Below are 13,849 nucleotides of genomic sequence, written 5' to 3'. Positions count from 1 at the left end.
TAGCGGTCATGTGCGATCGCTATGCCCTTTACTCTGTGCATTCCGGGTGCTCAGGGGCGCGCGACTCACAAACCGCAGGTGGCTGTCGGTGGGGTTGGGTCGGCTACTACTGTGGTCATCGTCGGAATGAATCCGCTTGAAAGCTGAGGAGCGATAACGTGACTGTCCGGGTAGGTATCAACGGCTTCGGTCGTATCGGACGTAACTTCTTCCGTGCGGTGGAGGCGCTGAAGGCTGTCGGCAAGACCGATATCGAGATCGTCGCGGTCAACGACCTCACCGACATCAACACTCTTGCGACGCTCCTGAAGTACGACTCGATCCTGGGTCGCCTGCCGCAGGACGTGTCCGTCGACGGTGACACCATCGTCGTCGGCGAGCAGCGCATCAAGGCGCTGGCCATCAAGGAAGGTCCGTCGGCGCTGCCGTGGGGCGACCTGGGCGTCGACATCGTCGTCGAGTCGACCGGTATCTTCACCGACTCGGCCAAGGCCAAGGGTCACCTGGCCGCCGGTGCCAAGAAGGTCATCATCTCCGCGCCGGCCTCCGGCGAGGACATCACCATCGTGATGGGCGTCAACGACGACAAGTACGACGGCAGCCAGAACATCATCTCCAACGCCTCGTGCACCACGAACTGCCTCGGCCCCATCGCCAAGGTGCTCAACGACGAGTTCGGCATCGTCCAGGGCCTGATGACCACCATCCACGCGTACACCCAGGACCAGAACCTGCAGGACGCGCCGCACAAGGACCTGCGTCGCGCCCGCGCCGCGGCCCTGAACATCGTGCCCACCGGCACCGGTGCGGCCAAGGCCATCGGCCTGGTGCTGCCCGAGCTGCAGGGCAAGCTCGACGGTTACGCGCTGCGCGTTCCGGTCCCGACCGGCTCGGTCACCGACCTGACCGCCACGCTGGCCAAGTCCGCCACCATCGACGAGATCAACGCCGCGATGAAGGCCGCCGCCGAGGGCCCGCTGAAGGGCATCCTCAAGTACAACGTGGACCCGATCGTGTCGAGCGACATCGTCACCGACCCGCACTCCTCGATCTACGACGCCCCGCTGACCAAGGTCATCGGCAACGAGGTCAAGGTCGTGTCCTGGTACGACAACGAGTGGGGCTACTCCAACCGCCTCGCCGACCTCATCGGTCTCGTCGGCAAGTCGCTCTGAACGCGATGACGGTCAAGACACTCCAGGATCTCCTGGCCGAGGGTGTCGAGGGTCGGGGCGTGCTCGTGCGCTCCGACCTGAACGTCCCCCTCGACGACAACGGCCGGATCACCGACCCGGGTCGCATCATCGCCTCGGTGCCGACGATCCAGGCGCTGGTCGAAGCGGGCGCCAAGGTCGTCGTGATGGCGCACCTCGGCCGCCCGAAGGGTGAGCCGGACCCGAAGTTCTCGCTGGCCCCTGTGGCCGCGAAGCTGGCCGAACTGCTGGGCCGCAATGTCCAGCTGGCCGGTGACGTGGTCGGCTACGACGCGCTCTCGCGCTCGGAGGGCCTCACCGACGGCGACGTGCTGCTGCTCGAGAACGTGCGTTTCGACGCGCGCGAGACCAGCAAGGACGACGCCGAGCGGGCCAAGCTGGCTGCCGCGTACGTGGAACTGGTCGGCGACGACGGCGCGTTCGTGTCCGACGGTTTCGGTGTGGTGCACCGCAAGCAGGCCTCGGTCTACGACGTGGCCCACGTGCTCCCGCACTACGCGGGCACGCTGGTCGCCGCCGAGGTCGAGGTGCTGCAGAAGCTCACCCAGGACCCGGCCCGCCCGTACGCGGTGGTGCTCGGTGGTTCGAAGGTCTCCGACAAGCTCGCGGTGATCGAGGCGCTGGCCCCCAAGGTCGACACCCTGGTCATCGGCGGCGGCATGTGCTTCACCTTCCTTGCCGCACAGGGTATTTCGGTCGGCAGCTCGCTGCTGCAGGAAGAGATGATCGACACCTGCAAGAGCCTGCTCGAGCGCTTCGGCGACGTGCTGCACCTGCCGGTCGACATCGTGGCGGCCGACAAGTTCGCCGCCGACGCCGACAGCAAGACCGTCGCGTCGACCGAGATCCCCGACGGCTGGATGGGCCTGGACATCGGCCCGGAGTCGGTGTCGCGGTTCGCCGCGCTGCTCACCGAGGCAAAGACGGTGTTCTGGAACGGGCCGATGGGCGTGTTCGAGTTCGAGAAGTTCGCCGCGGGCACCCGTGGTGTGGCCGAGGCCATCGTGACCGCCACCGGCAAGGGTGCGTTCACGGTTGTCGGCGGCGGTGACTCGGCCGCGGCCGTGCGCACCCTCGGCCTGCCCGACGACGGCTTCTCGCACATCTCCACCGGTGGTGGCGCGTCCCTGGAATACCTGGAAGGCAAAGAGCTGCCCGGTATTTCGGTGCTGGAGGGCTGAGCGATGGCAGCACGTAAGCCGCTCATCGCGGGCAACTGGAAGATGAACCTCAACCACCTCGAGGCCATCGCACTGGTGCAGAAGGTGGCGTTCGCGCTGCCGGAGAAGTACTTCGCGAAGGTCGACGTGGCGGTCATCCCGCCGTTCACCGACATCCGCAGCGTGCAGTCGATCGTCGACGGCGACAAGCTGCTGCTCACCTATGGTGCGCAGGACGTGTCGGTGCACGATTCGGGTGCCTACACCGGTGAGATCAGCGGGTCCATGCTGGCCAAGCTGGGCTGCACCTTCGTGGTGGTCGGGCATTCGGAGCGGCGCCAGTACCACACCGAGGACGACGCCACGGTGCTGGCCAAGGCCAAGCAGGCGCTGAAGAACGACCTCACCCCGATCGTCTGCATCGGCGAGGGGCTCGGTGTTCGCGAGGCGGGCACGCACGTCGAGTTCAACCTCGAGCAGCTGCGTGGTTCGCTCAAAGGCCTGTCGGCCGAGGAGATCTCGAAGGTCGTCATCGCCTACGAACCGGTGTGGGCCATCGGCACCGGCAAGGTGGCCTCGGCGGCCGACGCGCAGGAAGTGTGCGGTGCGATCCGCGGCGAGCTGGAGAAGCTGGCCTCCCCGGAGGTCGCCGCCGGTGTCCGTGTGCTCTACGGCGGGTCGGTGAACGCCAAGAACATCGGCGAACTGATCGGTCAGCCGGATATCGACGGCGCGCTCGTCGGTGGTGCCTCGCTCAAGGGTGACGAGTTCGCCACCCTGTCCGCGATCGCCGCCGGTGGTCCGCTGCCCTGACCTGTTCCTGCTGTGCCGAAGGGCCGGAATCCGTGCAAACGGGTTCCGGCCCTTTCGGCTACTGCTGGGCGCGCAGTTCCAGGCCCGTGCCGTTGGCGTTGCGCAGGGTGAGAGTGTCGGCGTCGATGGTGGCCTCGGTGTGACCGTCGAGGACGCCGAGGACGTGCCGTTCGACCTCCATCACCTCCGGCGGGCACATCATCTTCGTGGTGGCGACCTCGAAGCTCACCTCGTCGCCGGGGCTGAGCTGTGCGGTGCCGGTCAGCCGATTGCATCCGGCGGTGCCGCTGACCTGGCCGTCGGCGGTGATCATGAGGGCGGGTCGGGCCTCGTCGAGCGCGGCCGAGCGGATCTTGGCGTCCGGGGTAAGCAGGGTGGTCGCGATCCAGGTGGTGCCGGTCAGCGGTTTGTCCGGGGTGACGATCTTCTTGTCGGTGAGGTGGACGGTGACGTCCTTGCCGGTGAGGGTCAGATCGTCGCCGTCGAGCCGCCAGGTGGGGCTCGCCTCGAGGAACGAGTTCTGCCAGGCGTCGGCCTGGCCGCGTTCGCCGGGACAGCCCATCAGGGTGCCGGCGAGCCGGGAGGTGCGCAGCACGTTGTCGCTCAAATCGACGGTGCCGCTGCTGGTATTGCACCCGGAGTTCGCGGTGATCCGCCCGTTGTCGAAGGTGAGCGTCATCGGACCGCCGCCGGGGATCGCCCCGCCCTCCACCCGCGTCGACAGGTAGGTGTGCCCCATCGGCGTCGGCTTCGGTGGCGCGTCACCCGAGTCACCGGACGAACAGGCGCCTGCCGCGACGGCGAGCACACACAGAGCGGCGAGGCGGAGCGGGAATCCCGGCATCGGCCCATCGTACGTCCGCCCGGTGACAGCAGATCAAGATCACCACGCGCTGGTGGCGATGGGCTCTCGGCCGATGCGGCCACAGCGTGGTGAGCGTGCGTCCAGCCGGGGGACCGGGGATATGCTCGGGAATGTGACGGGTGTGGCGGGTGAGCGGGTGTCGACCTGGGCTCCGCTGCGGTCGCCGGTGTTCCGGGCGTTGTGGATCGCGCAGCTCGTGTCGAATCTGGGCACCTGGATGCAGACCGTCGGCGCACAGTGGATTCTCGTCGATCAACCCAACGCCGCGGTGCTCGTGTCGTTCGTGCAGACCGCGATCACGCTGCCGGTGATGTTGCTGTCCATTCCGTCCGGGGTGCTGGCCGATCTGCTCGATCGGCGCCGGTTGCTGATCGGTGCGCAGGCAGGCATGGCGGTGGCCTCGCTGACGCTGACCGTCTTCACCGCGACCGGCCACACCACGCCCGCGGTGCTGCTCACGCTGTTGTTCCTGCTCGGCTGCGGTCAGGCGCTCACCGCGCCCGCGTGGCAGGCGATCCAGCCCGAACTCGTGCCACGCGACCAGATCACCTCGGTGGCGGCGCTGGGCAGTATGAGCGTGAACATCGGTCGCGCGGTCGGGCCCGCCGTGGCGGGTGTGCTGGTTTCGGTGGCCGGGCCGACGGTGGTGTTCGGGTTCAACACGCTCTCGTTCGTCGGCATCGTGGCGGTGTTGCTGGTGTCGAAATGGCCGGTTCGGGTTCGCTCGCTGCCGAGCGAACGCCCGCTGGCCGCATTGCAGGCGGGCACCCGGTTCATCCGGGCCGCGCCCGCCATCCGGCGGGTGTTGTTCCGCTCCATTCTGTTCATCGCGCCCGCCAGCGCGGTGTGGTCGCTGCTTCCGGTGATCGCGCACGACCGGCTCGGGCTGGCCTCCGACGGGTACGGCTTGCTGCTCGGTGCGCTCGGGCTCGGTGCGGTGTGCGGCGCGCTCGGGTTGTCGCGGTTGCGGGTGCTGTTCACGCCGACCCAGCGGTTGGCGCTGGCCGCGGTGCTGTTCGGGATCGGCGCGGTGGCGACCGCGCTGGTGCACAGTGTCGTGCTGGTGCTCGTGCTGCTCGTCGGCGCCGGGCTGGCCTGGTTGCTCGCCATGTCGACACTGAACTCGACCATGCAGCTGCTACTGCCCGCCTGGGTGCGGGCGCGCGGGCTGTCGGTGTACATGCTGGTGTTCATGGGCGGGCAGGCCATCGGCTCGCTGCTGTGGGGTCTGGTCGCCGGGGCCTACGGCGCCGTCACCGCATTGCTGATCGCGGCGGTGCTGCTCGGGGCGTGCGCGGTGAGCACGGTGTGGTGGCCGATCCGGCACAACGTCGAGGAGATCGACCTCTCGCCGGCCGCGTACTGGCCCGAACCGCAACTCGTCGTCGAACCCGACCCGGCCGACGGGCCCGTACTCGTGCTGCGCGGTTACGACGTGCCGCCGGAGGACGTAGCGGCCTTCACCGACGCGATGGCGCTGGTCGGACGGTCGCGGCAGCGCACGGGGGCGATGGAGTGGCGGCTGTATCGCGATGTCGGGACCGTCGACCGGTTCGTCGAGGCGTTCGTCGTGCGCTCGTGGGCCGAGCACATGCATCAGCATCAGGTGCGGCTCACCGCGCGTGATCGGGAGATCGAACAGGCCGTGGCGCACTACGCGGCGGGGCCCGAGACCGTGTCGCATCTGGTCGCGGTCGAGCCTGGTTAGACCGGGCGCCCGCCCAGCACCTAGGATGGTCGCCATGTCGCTGTTCCTCGATATCCTCCTTGTGATCACCAGCGTGCTGTTGGTGCTGCTGGTGCTGCTGCACCGCGCCAAGGGCGGCGGCCTGTCCAGCCTCTTCGGTGGCGGCGTGCAGTCGAGCCTGTCGGGTTCCACCGTCGTCGAGAAGAACCTCGACCGCGTCACCATCTTCGTCGGCATCGTCTGGCTGATCGCCATCCTCGGCATCGGCCTGGAGATCAAGTTCTCCTGATTCCGCAGGGGTGACCCGTCACGTACGGTGACGGACATGAACTCTGGGGGAGTCGTGCGGTCACGTCGGCCGGTGCCGACCTGGTGGACCGTTGTCATGTGCTGCATCGCGGTCGCGACCGCATTGAGCTGTGGTGCCCTGCTCTGGCAGAACACGGTCGATGGGCCGATCGAACGCCTGCTGGTCGCCTTCGTGGTACTCGGTGCGGTCGGTGTGCTGTGGTTAGCCTTCGGGATCGTCGGACTGGTGGCGTTCCGTGGGACCTGGCTCATCGTGGTCGCACCGTTGATCGTGGTGCTCACCGCGGTGCTGGGCGGGACAGGCGCCGCGCAGCGATTCGGTTGGTCGCTGTCCAAACCCGACTTCGAACGAGCCGCGCAGACATGTGAGCCGTCCACCGCCGACCAGCGCATCGGATTGTTCACCGTCACCGAGGTTCACCAGGAAGACGGCGGATGCCTCTTCCGAACACCGGGCGGCTTCATCGGCAGTGTCGGCTATGCCTATCTGCCCGGCGGGGCACCCGAGCCGACGGGGGAGTACGACGAGACCTACCGGCCGTATAACGGTGTGTGGTACCGGTTTTCGGGGTGGTGATCACCACGGTTCCTCGGCTGCGGTAGTCGCGAGCGCCGGTTCGGAAGGTTCTTCCACCCGGTCGAGGTGACGAGCGAGCAATGGACCGATGTAGGCGAAGACCGAGGTGTTGGTGAGCTGGGCGTGGGTGGCCTCGACCGGATGCTCGATCACCTCGCCGGTGACGAACGGTTGCCACATGTCGCCGTCGAACATCGCCGTGATGCCGCGCGTCGCCGAGAAATACAGCAGATCACCGTCGAAACGGGCGGGGCGGTAGGTGTGCGACAACCGCACGCCCGCGATGTAGCCCCGGTGCAGACGCTCGAGCTGACTGGCCGAAAGTCCGGTACCGAACGAGGTTTTCGTGCTCGCCAGGGTCGCGGCCGCCTCGGCGGCGGTGACATCCGGGGCAGCGTCGGCGTCTTCGGGTTCGTCACCGAGCAGGTGGGTCAGCAGGTCGCGCATGCGCGGTGTCGGTGGTTCCTCCGGGGTGAAGACGACGCTGTCGAGCATGGTCAGCACACCGACCCGGGCGCCGGTGTCGCGCAGGCGGACGGCGAGGGCGTGGGCGATCTGGCCGCCGAGCGACCAGCCGAGCAGGTGATACGGGCCACGGGGTTGTAGTTCGAGGACGGCCGCGAGGTAGTGCTCGACCAGGTCGTCGATTGTCGGCGTGCCCGTGAGTTCGGTGGCTTGCAGGCCGTAGACGGGGCGGTCGGGGAGATAACCGGTCAGGCCCGCGTAGCACCAGGCCAGCGGAACCGCCGAGTGCACGCAGAACAGGGGTGGGCGAGAACCCTTGCGGCGCAGGACGAGAACTGTGCCGAGTGCGTCGTCGTCGCCGCTGTGGCCGTCGAAGCCGGCGATGCGTTCGGCCAGCGCCGCCACCGTCGGTGTGGTGTAGAGCCAGCGCACGGTGACGGGGACGCCGGTCGCGGCGGCGATGTCGGACGAAACCAGCACGCCGAGAAGGGAATTGCCGCCGAGTTCGAAGAAGTCGTCGTCGAGGCCGACGGGGGTGCCGAGCGTCGCGGTGATGCGGTCGGCGATGAGGCGTTGGAGCTCGGTGGCCGGTGGGCGGGTGGGGTTCGCGGTGATCGTCGGTGCGGGGAGCGCGGAGCGGACGACTTTCCCGTTGCCGCCCAAGGGAAGTCGGTCGAGTTCGATCAGGGTGGCCGGGACGAGGGCTTGTGGCAGCGCGGCACGCAACCGGGCCAGAACGGCGGCGGTGTCGATGTGCCTTCCCGGTACGGGAGCCACGTAGCCGATCAGACGCGCGCCCGCTGTGCCCGCATCGGCCGCGGTGACCACGGCGTAGGCGATCTCGGGTTCGGTGAGCAGCGCCGCCTCGATCTCCGCGGGTTCGATACGCCTGCCGTGGACCTCGAGCTGGGCGTCGAGCCTGCCGAAGAATTCGAACTCCCCGTCGGGGCGGGCGCCGACCAGATCGCCGGTGCGGTACAGACGGGAGCCGTCGCCGAACGGGTCGGCGACGAAACGTGAGGCGGTGGCGGCGGGGTCGTTCAGATAGCCGTCGGCGACGCACGCGCCGCCCACGTAGAGCTCACCCCGTGCGGTGACCGGCGCCTGACGCAGGCGCGTATCGAGGACCCACGCGGACACGCCCGGCAGGGGATGGCCGACCGTCACCGCGTCGTCGGGGCGCATGGCATCCGTCTCGGTCACCATGATGGTGGTCTCGGTCGGCCCGTACCCGTTGAACAACCGCACCTGGGGTGCCCACTCGGCCATCAGCGCCGCCGGGCACGCCTCGCCGCCGATCGCGACGACCTCGACGGTCGGAAGCTGCTGGGGTGACAGTGTGGCGAGCACGGCGGGCGCGGTCTGGAAAACGGTGCAGCCGGTAGTGCGGATCAGCTCGGCCATCTCCGGACCGGCCACGACCGTCGGCGGGGCGACCACCACCCGGGCGCCCGCCGCGAAACCGGCGAGCAGTTCGAGCAGGTGCGCGTCGTAGGTCGCGCTGTGGGAGTGCAGAAGTACCGAATCACGCTGCAGTCCATACTGTTTCAATAGATGGCCGGTAAGGTCACCCAGTGCGTGGTGGGCGACGACGACACCTTTGGGCGTGCCGGTGGTTCCCGAGGTGTGGATCACGTACGCCGGATCGCCCGGCAGCAGCGGGCGAGGGCGATCGTGGTCGTCGACCGGAGTACCCGGGTAGCGGTTCGCCTCGGCCGGATCATCGATGGCGAGCCAGGTGATCGCATCGCAGCCGACGCTCACCCACGAAACCGTCACCCCGAGCGGCGCCCCACAGCGCGCGATGATGGTGGACAACCGGTTCGCGGGTTCATCCGGGTCGACGGGGACGAAACAGGCCCCCGTCTTCGCCACCGCCCACAACGCCACCACCGACTCCAGCGAACGCGGAATCGCGACGACGACGAATATCCCGGGCCCGGCGCCGCGTGCGAGGAGTGCCCGAGCCCACCGCGACGAGATCTCGTCCAGCTCCGAATAGGTGAGGGTACGGTCCCGATCTTGCAGTGCCACTGAGGAATACGTCGCCCCACGGGTTGCGTTGTCGCCCGCCGTGTCCTGCCGGGTCGGCTGAGTCGGTGGTGAAGCGACGGCCTGCGGTGCTGGTAGCAGTGTGTCGACACTAGGTGGTGGGGTGACCTGGGTCGTCAGTGGCGGGCAGTCGGGCTGGGGCGTCGACGGCTTGCTACCGATCAGGGGGTTTGGTGGGCTGAGTGGCAGGCAGTCGGGTGTCGAGAGGGCTGAGCGCAGGAGCTCGTACAGAGTTCGCGTAGGTGCGTCCGGGCGTATTGAGCTGGGGGACAACTGGTTCGACGGCCGCATGGAATCGGCGGCCGCGGCGTGCATGGTGATGGGGTCGTGGGGGTGGGCGGTGAGGAAGTGGGTGAAGTAGGTGAGGAACGTGCCGTGGTGGGTGAGGACGGCGTCGTGGGAGTAGCGGGCGGGGTTGGCCTGGAAGTCGATGGAGACCTCGTCCGGGCCGATCTGGTAGCCGTTGACATGTAGATCCGTGACCGGACCCAGGGCGAGCAAACGCACCTGACCCGACAGCGGGCCCATGTGTAGGGGCTCGGTGAAGGCGAGGGTGTTGACCACCGGACCGAACCCCTCCCGCAGGGTGGGGTGGTCGCCGCGGATGTCCTCGTGCCGGTGCCGTTGATGACGCAACGCCCCGATCACCGCCGCCCGCACCTGTGCGATCACAGCGCCGACGATGATGTCGTCCAACCCGGACAGCCGCAGCGGAACCACATTCGACATCGAACCCGCCGAACGACGCAGCACGGCGGTCGGTCGCGCGGTGACCGGAATGGTCAGGGTCACCTCCGCGCTCCCGGTCATCCGCGCCAGATAACACCCGAAAGCGGCGATGACCAGCTCCGGAAAGGTCGCGCCGTGCCGGGCTTTGGCGTCCGCGAGCTGCCGCACGGTTGCGGCATCGAGGGTGGTGCTCACCTGATGCGGGCGGGGCGCGGGGGCCGCCGCCCGCCGGGCCAAGCTCACCGGCTCACCGACCTGGGTCAACTGCTGCCGCCAGTAGGCGCGATCCGCTTCGGCGCGGGAGGATGCCCGGTAGGCGCGGTCCTCGTCCAGCAGTTGCGCGACTGACAACGGTCTCCGGTCGGACCCGGCCGCTCTGCTCGGCGATTCGACGACCGCGCTCGTCTCGCGGAGGGCGGTGCGGTAGAGGTCGCCCGTTCGCGTGAGGAGGGCGGTGCGGTAGAGGTCGCCCGTTCGCGTGAGGAGGGCGGCGGCGCCCATACCGTCGAGGACGATGTGGTGGCTGCGCAAGTAGAGAAGATGGCGGGTGGGGGAGATGGTGAAGATCGAGGCGACGGTCAAGTCGGGGGCGAGCGGGTCTAGAGGGGCGCTGTGATCGCGTTCCATGTGGTCGAGGGCCACCGCGACGGCGTCGGGGGCGGTCGTCAGGTCGACGATGTCAAAGGCCATCGGAGCCGCGGAGTCGACGAATTGGTGCGGGATGCCGTCCACGAGAATGAGCCGCACCTGGGGGGATTCGAATTCGGCGGCGGCCTGCCGGGTGCAGCGGGCGAGCAGATCGAGGTCGGCATCGCCCGCCAGATCCAGGTACATCGCCACGGTGGCGGGGACGTCGGGGTGCAATTGCTGGGCGAGCCACCAGCTCCATTGCGCTTGGGACAGTGGGCAGGTGACCCCGACATCCGACCGCACCGTGAACACGCCTCCATGGGTTGACACCGCACCGCTGAAATGTTCCCGGCAAACCTACGGCACATCGCGTGCCCGCGGCCCGTTTTCGGCGGCGGGTGTGTCCCCGGCGGAGAGCCGAGGCGGCGGACGCACGCCCCGGCGCGAGGGGTCGGCTCAGCTGATGTCGATCGTTCCGTTGAACATCAGCGGCGTCGGCCCGGGCAGACAGTCGGTGAACGAGCTGGTCGGCATCGGCACGCCGTAGCCGATCATGTTGGGCGCACCGTTCTCGCCCTTGGCCACCGTGATCTGGATGGCCATCGAATCCGGGGCGAACACCATCACCGGTTCGGCGGTGGTGATCGGATACACCAGCGACACCTTGTTGCCCTGAACCCGCAGGCAGGTGACCGGCCCGGTGACCTTCACCGGCAACGGCATGTTCCCGAACTGCCCGGTGGCGACGTAGGTACCCGTGGCGGGACCGTCGCCCTGCCCTTGCGCGTCGACGTGCAGGATGTTCAACCCGAGTACCTGCATACTGCCGTCGATCGACACCGTCGCCGGTGCCGCCGCGGCCTGCCCCGCACCTGCGGCGACCGCCGCTGCCGCCACCGTCGCGATGCCGAAACGTGTAAGCCCTGTCCTCATGACGAAATCCTCCGAGTAGACGAGTGTGTGCGGCGTGTACCCGGCGCGCGGTCACCAAACCGCGCCGATCGCGTACTTCTCGACAGGATTCGGCGAATTCCTCGCAAAGCGGACCGAAGTCAGGGCAGGAGGGCCAGTGCCGCCTTCTCGATGTCCGTTTCGCTCAGTAGCACGGTGTCCGCGGCCGGGCCGAGCGGCACGAAACTGTCGATGCTGGTGACGCGGGCGAGGGCGCCACGATATCCGGCGTCGAGGAGCGCGGCGAGGACCGATTCGGACACACCGCCGCTGTGGCGGGTCTCGTCGGCCACCAGCACCCGGCCGGTCGCGGCGGCCTGCTCGAGCAGGTCCGCGAGCGGCAACGGGTTGAGCCACCGTAGATCGAGGACGCGGGCACGCACGCCTCTGTCCGCGAGGCGATCAGCGACGCGCAGACTCATCGGAACACCGTTGCCGAACGTGACGATGGTGAGATCGGTGCCGTCGCCGTAGACGCGGGCGCTGCCGATCGGGACGTGTTCGGTGGTGGGCGACGCGAGCCATCCGTCGTCGCCGGGATGCAGGTCGCGAGTGTGATACAGGGCGATCGGTTCGACGAACACGCAGACCCGGCCGTCCACCCGCGCCGCCGAAACGCACGTGCGCAACAGGGCGGCGGCATCGTCGGCGCGGGCCGGGACGGCCACCACCACACCGGGGATGTCGCGCAGTGCCGCAAGGGAATTGTCGTTGTGGAAGTGCCCGCCGAAACCCTGCTGGTAGGCCAGGCCCGCGATGCGGACCACCATCGGGTTGCGGTACTGCCCGGTGGAGAAGAACTGCAGCGTCGCCGCTTCGCCCCGGATCTGATCGGCGGCATTGTGCACATACGCCAGGTACTGGATCTCCGGAATCGGCACGAACCCGGCCAATGCGGTGCCGAGCGCGGTGCCGAGCACGGCCTGCTCGTCGAGCAAGGTGTCGAACACCCGACGCGCCCCGAATCGCTTCCGCAGACCCTTCGTCACCCCGTACACCCCGCCCTTGCGGCCCACGTCCTCACCGAAGACCAGCACGTCGGGGTTGCGGGCGAGGAGTTCGTCGAGGGCGTGGTTGATCGCCTGGGCGAGGGTCATCCTTGGCCTGACAGACAGGTCCTTGCTCGGGGAGTCGGTGGTGGTCGCGGAGCGGAGAACGTCTGCGCGGACGGCCGACGGGTGGGCGGGGGCGAGGGGAGCGATGACGGCCGACGCGGAATCCAGCCTCGCCTCGCGCACCACCTCGTCGCTGACCTCGCGCACCCGGTCGGCGATGCGTTCGTAGCGGGCGAGCAGGTCGGACGTGTCGGTGACGCCGGTGGCGAGCAGGTGGCGGGCGGTGCCGAGGAGGGGGTCGCGGGCCAGGTCGGCGGCGATATCGGCCTGGCCACGGTAGCCCGATTCCACATCCGAACCCGCATGGCCGCCGAGGCGGACCGTGCGCATGTGCAGGAAGACCGGGACCCGCCAGGTGCGGGCCAGATACACCGCGTCCTCGGCGGCACCGAGGACATCGGGCAGGTCGCATCCGTCGGCGGCGAGATAGGTCAGGCCGGGACGTGGACCGTAGGCGCGCTCGATCCAGTCGGCCGGTGTCGGCACGCTGATTCCGATCCCGTTGTCCTCGCAGACGAACACGATGGGCATCGGCACACCCTGGTGGGAGGCGTGGACGGCGGCATTGATGGCACCGGCCGCGGTGGAGTGGTTGGCCGAGGCGTCACCGAAACTGCACACGACCACGGAATCTCGGGGCCACGGGCACGGAATGCCTTGGCGGGCAGCCCTTTCGATCGCGAACGCGAGGCCGACGGCGCGGGGTAGATGCGAGGCGATGGTCGAGGTCTGGGGAATGATCGACGCGGCAGTACTACCGAACACCTTGTGCCGTCCACCGGAGATCGGATCGCTCGCCGCCGCGACCACTCCGAGCAGCACGTCCCGGATCGGATCCAGGCCGGGCACCCGCTTGCACCGCTGTACGAAGAACGCCCCGGACCGATAGTGCAGCAGGGCCGGATCATCCACCCGTAGGGCCGCGGCCACCGCCGCATTCCCCTCGTGCCCCGACGATCCGATGCTGTAGAACCCCTGCCGTGCGGCCCCCAGCCGCCGGGCCGTCAGGTCGAGATGCCTACTCGCCACCTGCGATTCGAACAACTCCAACCCGAACGTCGCGTCGATCCCCGCCCTGCCATCGATCGACCCCGCCTCGAGACCCACCACAGCCGCCCGGAACGCCGCATCCAGATCAACCGACCCTCTGCCCACCTCGCCCATTGCCCACTCCTCGCCCGCAGCCGAGCCGACGCCGATCGCCATGCCGAGAGCCCCGATGCTAACGCCGCGACCACCGGTCCACGGCCGACTCGGCTACCGCTGAATCGCGACCGGGCCG

Annotated in this window: 10 protein-coding genes; 6 read left to right on the top strand and 4 right to left on the bottom strand. The window is 68.6% G+C overall.

Going from position 1 to position 13,849, the window contains the following annotated elements; genetic code table 11:
• The first annotated feature begins 158 nt into the window (after positions 1-158).
• Genes gap through tpiA form a run of 3 tightly spaced genes read left to right on the top strand, consistent with a single transcriptional unit; the run spans position 159 to position 3,187 of the window.
• On the top strand, positions 159-1,175 hold the full coding sequence (gene gap, locus NCO8_RS02495; protein ID WP_067636038.1) for a type I glyceraldehyde-3-phosphate dehydrogenase: 1,017 nt from the start codon (positions 159-161) through the stop codon (positions 1,173-1,175).
• A gap of 5 nt (positions 1,176-1,180) precedes the next feature.
• Positions 1,181-2,395: a phosphoglycerate kinase gene (locus tag NCO8_RS32270; RefSeq protein ID WP_067636036.1), complete on the top strand. Its 1,215-nt coding sequence runs from the start codon at positions 1,181-1,183 to the stop codon at positions 2,393-2,395.
• A 3-nt stretch (positions 2,396-2,398) separates the two neighbouring features.
• Positions 2,399-3,187 carry a triose-phosphate isomerase gene (tpiA, locus tag NCO8_RS32265; RefSeq protein ID WP_067636034.1) on the top strand — a complete coding sequence of 263 codons (789 nt, stop codon included), beginning with the start codon at positions 2,399-2,401 and terminating at the stop codon, positions 3,185-3,187.
• Between the two features lie 58 nt (positions 3,188-3,245).
• Here tpiA and NCO8_RS02480 read toward each other — a convergent pair whose 3' ends face one another.
• Positions 3,246-4,031: an META domain-containing protein gene (locus NCO8_RS02480; RefSeq protein ID WP_084456404.1), complete on the bottom strand. Its 786-nt coding sequence runs from the start codon at positions 4,029-4,031 to the stop codon at positions 3,246-3,248.
• Between the two features lie 121 nt (positions 4,032-4,152).
• Here NCO8_RS02480 and NCO8_RS02475 point away from each other — a divergent pair, with 121 nt between their 5' ends.
• The 3 genes from NCO8_RS02475 to NCO8_RS02465 are packed head-to-tail and all read left to right on the top strand — an operon-like array spanning position 4,153 to position 6,625.
• Positions 4,153-5,760: an MFS transporter gene (locus tag NCO8_RS02475; RefSeq protein ID WP_067636032.1), complete on the top strand. Its 1,608-nt coding sequence runs from the start codon at positions 4,153-4,155 to the stop codon at positions 5,758-5,760.
• A gap of 34 nt (positions 5,761-5,794) precedes the next feature.
• Entirely contained in the window at positions 5,795-6,028 is a 234-nt protein-coding gene (gene secG / locus NCO8_RS02470; RefSeq protein ID WP_067493884.1) for a preprotein translocase subunit SecG, read from the top strand.
• A 36-nt stretch (positions 6,029-6,064) separates the two neighbouring features.
• Complete coding sequence (locus tag NCO8_RS02465) at positions 6,065-6,625, top strand: hypothetical protein (RefSeq protein ID WP_157104751.1); 561 nt, start codon at positions 6,065-6,067, stop codon at positions 6,623-6,625.
• On the opposite strand, the gene NCO8_RS02460 is transcribed toward NCO8_RS02465, so the two are convergent.
• From NCO8_RS02460 to NCO8_RS02450, 3 genes are all read right to left on the bottom strand, one after another.
• On the bottom strand, positions 6,626-10,813 hold the full coding sequence (locus NCO8_RS02460; RefSeq protein WP_067636028.1) for a non-ribosomal peptide synthetase: 4,188 nt from the start codon (positions 10,811-10,813) through the stop codon (positions 6,626-6,628).
• A 144-nt stretch (positions 10,814-10,957) separates the two neighbouring features.
• Positions 10,958-11,434: a hypothetical protein gene (locus NCO8_RS02455; RefSeq protein ID WP_167353233.1), complete on the bottom strand. Its 477-nt coding sequence runs from the start codon at positions 11,432-11,434 to the stop codon at positions 10,958-10,960.
• A 119-nt stretch (positions 11,435-11,553) separates the two neighbouring features.
• Positions 11,554-13,731: a thiamine pyrophosphate-dependent enzyme gene (locus tag NCO8_RS02450; RefSeq protein ID WP_067636580.1), complete on the bottom strand. Its 2,178-nt coding sequence runs from the start codon at positions 13,729-13,731 to the stop codon at positions 11,554-11,556.
• Positions 13,732-13,849 lie beyond the last annotated feature (118 nt).

Origin of the sequence: Nocardia coubleae NBRC 108252, from assembly GCF_001612805.1 — a bacterium.
In the GTDB taxonomy this organism is placed as follows: domain Bacteria; phylum Actinomycetota; class Actinomycetes; order Mycobacteriales; family Mycobacteriaceae; genus Nocardia; species Nocardia coubleae.
Note: the sequence above shows the minus strand (reverse complement) of the source record. Positions and strands in the feature narration are given on the sequence as shown.

Excerpts from the sequence above, each read along its gene's own strand:
- NCO8_RS32270 (WP_067636036.1), top strand. The coding sequence starts at position 1,181 with ATGACGGTCAAGACACTCCAGGATCTCCTGGCCGAGGGTGTCGAGGGT.
- tpiA (WP_067636034.1), top strand. The coding sequence starts at position 2,399 with ATGGCAGCACGTAAGCCGCTCATCGCGGGCAACTGGAAGATGAACCTC.
- NCO8_RS02480 (WP_084456404.1), bottom strand. The coding sequence starts at position 4,031 with ATGCCGGGATTCCCGCTCCGCCTCGCCGCTCTGTGTGTGCTCGCCGTC.
- NCO8_RS02475 (WP_067636032.1), top strand. The coding sequence starts at position 4,153 with ATGCTCGGGAATGTGACGGGTGTGGCGGGTGAGCGGGTGTCGACCTGG.
- secG (WP_067493884.1), top strand. The coding sequence starts at position 5,795 with ATGTCGCTGTTCCTCGATATCCTCCTTGTGATCACCAGCGTGCTGTTG.
- NCO8_RS02465 (WP_157104751.1), top strand. The coding sequence starts at position 6,065 with ATGAACTCTGGGGGAGTCGTGCGGTCACGTCGGCCGGTGCCGACCTGG.
- NCO8_RS02455 (WP_167353233.1), bottom strand. The coding sequence starts at position 11,434 with ATGAGGACAGGGCTTACACGTTTCGGCATCGCGACGGTGGCGGCAGCG.
- NCO8_RS02450 (WP_067636580.1), bottom strand. The coding sequence starts at position 13,731 with ATGGGCGAGGTGGGCAGAGGGTCGGTTGATCTGGATGCGGCGTTCCGG.